2 protein-coding genes are annotated in these 3114 nt (G+C 69.6%); both read left to right on the top strand.

Annotated elements, in window-relative coordinates; translation table 11 throughout:
- Positions 1 to 158 precede the first annotated feature (158 nt).
- Positions 159 to 803, top strand: coding sequence for a hypothetical protein (locus tag VF665_RS14490; RefSeq protein ID WP_331054150.1), 645 nt, complete (start codon positions 159 to 161; stop codon positions 801 to 803).
- Between the two features lie 608 nt (positions 804 to 1411).
- On the top strand, positions 1412 to 3025 hold the full coding sequence (locus VF665_RS14485; protein ID WP_331054149.1) for an ATP-dependent DNA ligase: 1614 nt from the start codon (positions 1412 to 1414) through the stop codon (positions 3023 to 3025).
- Positions 3026 to 3114 lie beyond the last annotated feature (89 nt).

The following is a 3114-nucleotide window of genomic DNA, read 5'->3' as shown; positions in this document are numbered from 1 at the left end:
CCTTTCCCGTTCCATCGCCGTATGCAGCAGGGACGGCACTGATCGACGACGGCAACCGACGGGCGCGGTGTCCATCGAGCGCCTGCCAGGACCGCTTGATGCGCGGTTATGTTTGCCTGCGCGCTGCCACACTCCCCATCTGAACGGGAATCTGCTCGATGAACCACAGGATGCGTCCGCGTCCGGCGTCTCTGGACGACAGGCTGCACTCGGGGCCGGGAAACGCGGTCGCAGCGCAGATCCACTCGTCGCCCATGCTGAGCGTGGTGCGGTCGATGAGCGGACGCGGCTGGGCGGCGCTGGGGCTCATCGCGGCGGCCGGAGCCATGATCGGCGGCGCGCTGGGCAGCGGGTGGACGGCGGGAGCCGGCTTTCGCGCCGGGGTCATGGTGGCGGCGGTGGTGATCACGGGGCGCGCCATGTGGCGGTGGGTGCGCACCCCGGGACGCCGCGCCCGCGCGGGAGACAGCCTGCGCAGCCGGGTAGCTTCGTTCGGCGGCGGCGCCTACGGTGTGGTGGGGCTCGGCTTCTGGTGCCTGCTGGAGGCGCAGTCGCTGGGAGAGACGGTTCAGCGCGCCACCGGGGTGCAGGACCTGGTGCGGACCGGATTTCTGTCGTGGTTCTGGGGGTTCAGCGTGGATTCCATCATGAACGCGGTGTGGGCGTCCATCTGGCCCGTGTATCTGCTGAGCCACTACGGCCTCGTTGCCGCCGGCGTGGCGTACGGGATGGTGGTGATGGCGGACCGGATGCGCGAACGGTACTGGTCGTCTGCCCCGGACCAGGTGACCGCGGGAACCTGACCGGCGGGGCGGGTGCGGAAACGCACCCGCCCTTCCTGGTTCTTCACCCATCGCGTGCAGGCGCGGCAGGTCATGCGGGCAAGTGGGCACGTGCTTCATCGCTCCCGCACGGCGGGGGCGAAGCCGAGTGGCCGCCTGAGAGACGAGGTGTGGCAGGAGGGCATCCGAATTTTTTTGCGAGAGTCACACATTTCGCCGGAGCGTCTCCTGGGCCAGCGGATCGCACGACCTGCCGCGCGATCCCGTGAACTCAGGGCCGCACCACAGGCGAAGGGAAAGCTCCATTGCGGCGGACGCAACGGCCCTCCCGGGGATCGAGGGGGACGCACGCTTCTGGAAAGCGCGCGCAGGTGGAGGCGGCGGCTGGCCGAAGCGCGTACACGAGCAGGAATCGCGCGTGCAGATTTTGCGGTCGGCACGATCGAGATCGTTTACGGCGGCACTGTGCGAGCCTCGCCCGACGGATCCCGCGATGCTGCCGTTCCAGCCATCTGCAAGGAGACTTCCTCGGCCCGTGAAACCGCCACCGCGCGCTGCGGCACGCAACTTACCTGACCGCACCGCGGGCCGTACCACTCTACACACCATTTCCGTCATCCACCGGACCCGTGAAGGCCTTCGCCGCGCTCTACGCCGAGCTGGACGAGACTACGAAGACGGGCGAGAAGGTGGACGCGCTCGCCCGCTACTTCGCGTCGGCCGACCCCGCGGACGGGGCGTGGGCGGTCCACTTTCTGAGCGGGCGCCGGCCCAAGCGGCTGATCGGCGCGCGCAAGCTGGCGGCGTGGGCCATGGAGGCGGCGGACGTGCCGGAGTGGCTGTTCGCGGAGTGCTACGAGTCCGTGGGCGACCTGGCGGAAACCATCAGCCTGCTGCTTCCCGCCAGCGGTGCATCCAGCGACCTTCCGCTGCGGCACTGGGTGGAGGAACGCCTGCTCCCCCTGCGCGGCGAGGACGAGGAGTCGCAGCGGCGCGTGGTGGAGCAGGCGTGGCGGCAGATGGATGGCGCACAAGCCTACGTGTGGAACAAGCTGATCACCGGCAGCTTTCGGGTGGGCGTGTCGCAGAGCCTGGTGGTGCGCGCGCTCTCCCGGCTGGGCGGGGTGGAGGAGGCCGCCGTGGCGCACCGGATGATGGGCGCATGGGATCCCACGCCGGAGTTCTACCTGCGCCTGTTGCACGCCGACACGCGGGACGCCGACCTCAGCCGCCCGTACCCGTTCTTTCTGGCCTACGCGCTGGAGGGCGAGCCCGAGGCGCTGGGCGACCCGGCGGAATGGCAGGCGGAGTGGAAGTGGGACGGCATTCGCGCGCAGGTCATTCGCCGCGCGGGAGCCACCTTCATCTGGTCGCGCGGCGAGGAGCTGATCACGGAGCGCTTTCCCGAACTGGCGCAGGCCGCCGCGCTGCTGCCGGACGGCACGGTGCTGGACGGCGAGATCATGCCGTGGCGCGACGGGCCGCTCCCGTTCGCGCAGCTGCAGCGGCGCATCGGGCGCAAGGTGCTGGGCACCAAGATTCTGGCCGAAGTCCCCGTGGTCCTGCTTACGTACGACCTGCTGGAGGCCGGCGGCGCGGACATCCGCGAACGGCCGCTCTCTGACCGGCGCGCGCGGCTGGAGGAGCTCATCCGAGCGACGCCCTCCGCCGGGCGCTTTCTGCTTTCCCCCATCGCCCAGACAGGCTCGTGGGATGACGTGCTGCGCGCCTACGCCGACGCGCGCGGCCGCGCCGCTGAGGGGCTGATGCTGAAGCGGCTGGACGCGCCCTACGGTGTCGGGAGACGAAAGGGCGGATGGTGGAAGTGGAAGGTGGAGCCGTTCACGCTGGACGCCGTCCTGATTTACGCGCAGCGGGGCCACGGCCGGCGCGCCTCGCTGTATTCCGACTACACGTTCGGCGTGTGGAAGGAGGGTGAGCTGGTGCCGTTCGCCAAGGCGTACTCCGGGCTGACGGACGAGGAGATCCGCAAGGTGGACAGCTTTGTGCGCCGCAACACCACGCAGCGGTTCGGCCCGGTGCGCACAGTGAAGCCGGAGCTGGTGTTCGAGCTTGCGTTCGAGGGGATCCAGCGCTCGCCACGCCACAAGAGCGGCGTTGCAGTCCGCTTTCCCCGCATGCTGCGCTGGCGCACGGACAAGCGGCCCGAAGACGCGGATTCGCTGGAGACGATCTGGGCGATGCTCGAGGAGCGGGGGAACAGCAGGAACGGCAGGGAATAGGGAATGGGGAATAGGGAATGGGGAATAGGTACGGCGGCTTCGGGGGAGAAGCTTTTCCCGCACGCCCCCTCTGCGTGAGGGCGGCGGGC

This window comes from Longimicrobium sp. (assembly GCF_036387355.1).
Taxonomy (GTDB): domain Bacteria; phylum Gemmatimonadota; class Gemmatimonadetes; order Longimicrobiales; family Longimicrobiaceae; genus Longimicrobium.
This window is presented reverse-complemented; position numbering and strand designations above follow the sequence as displayed.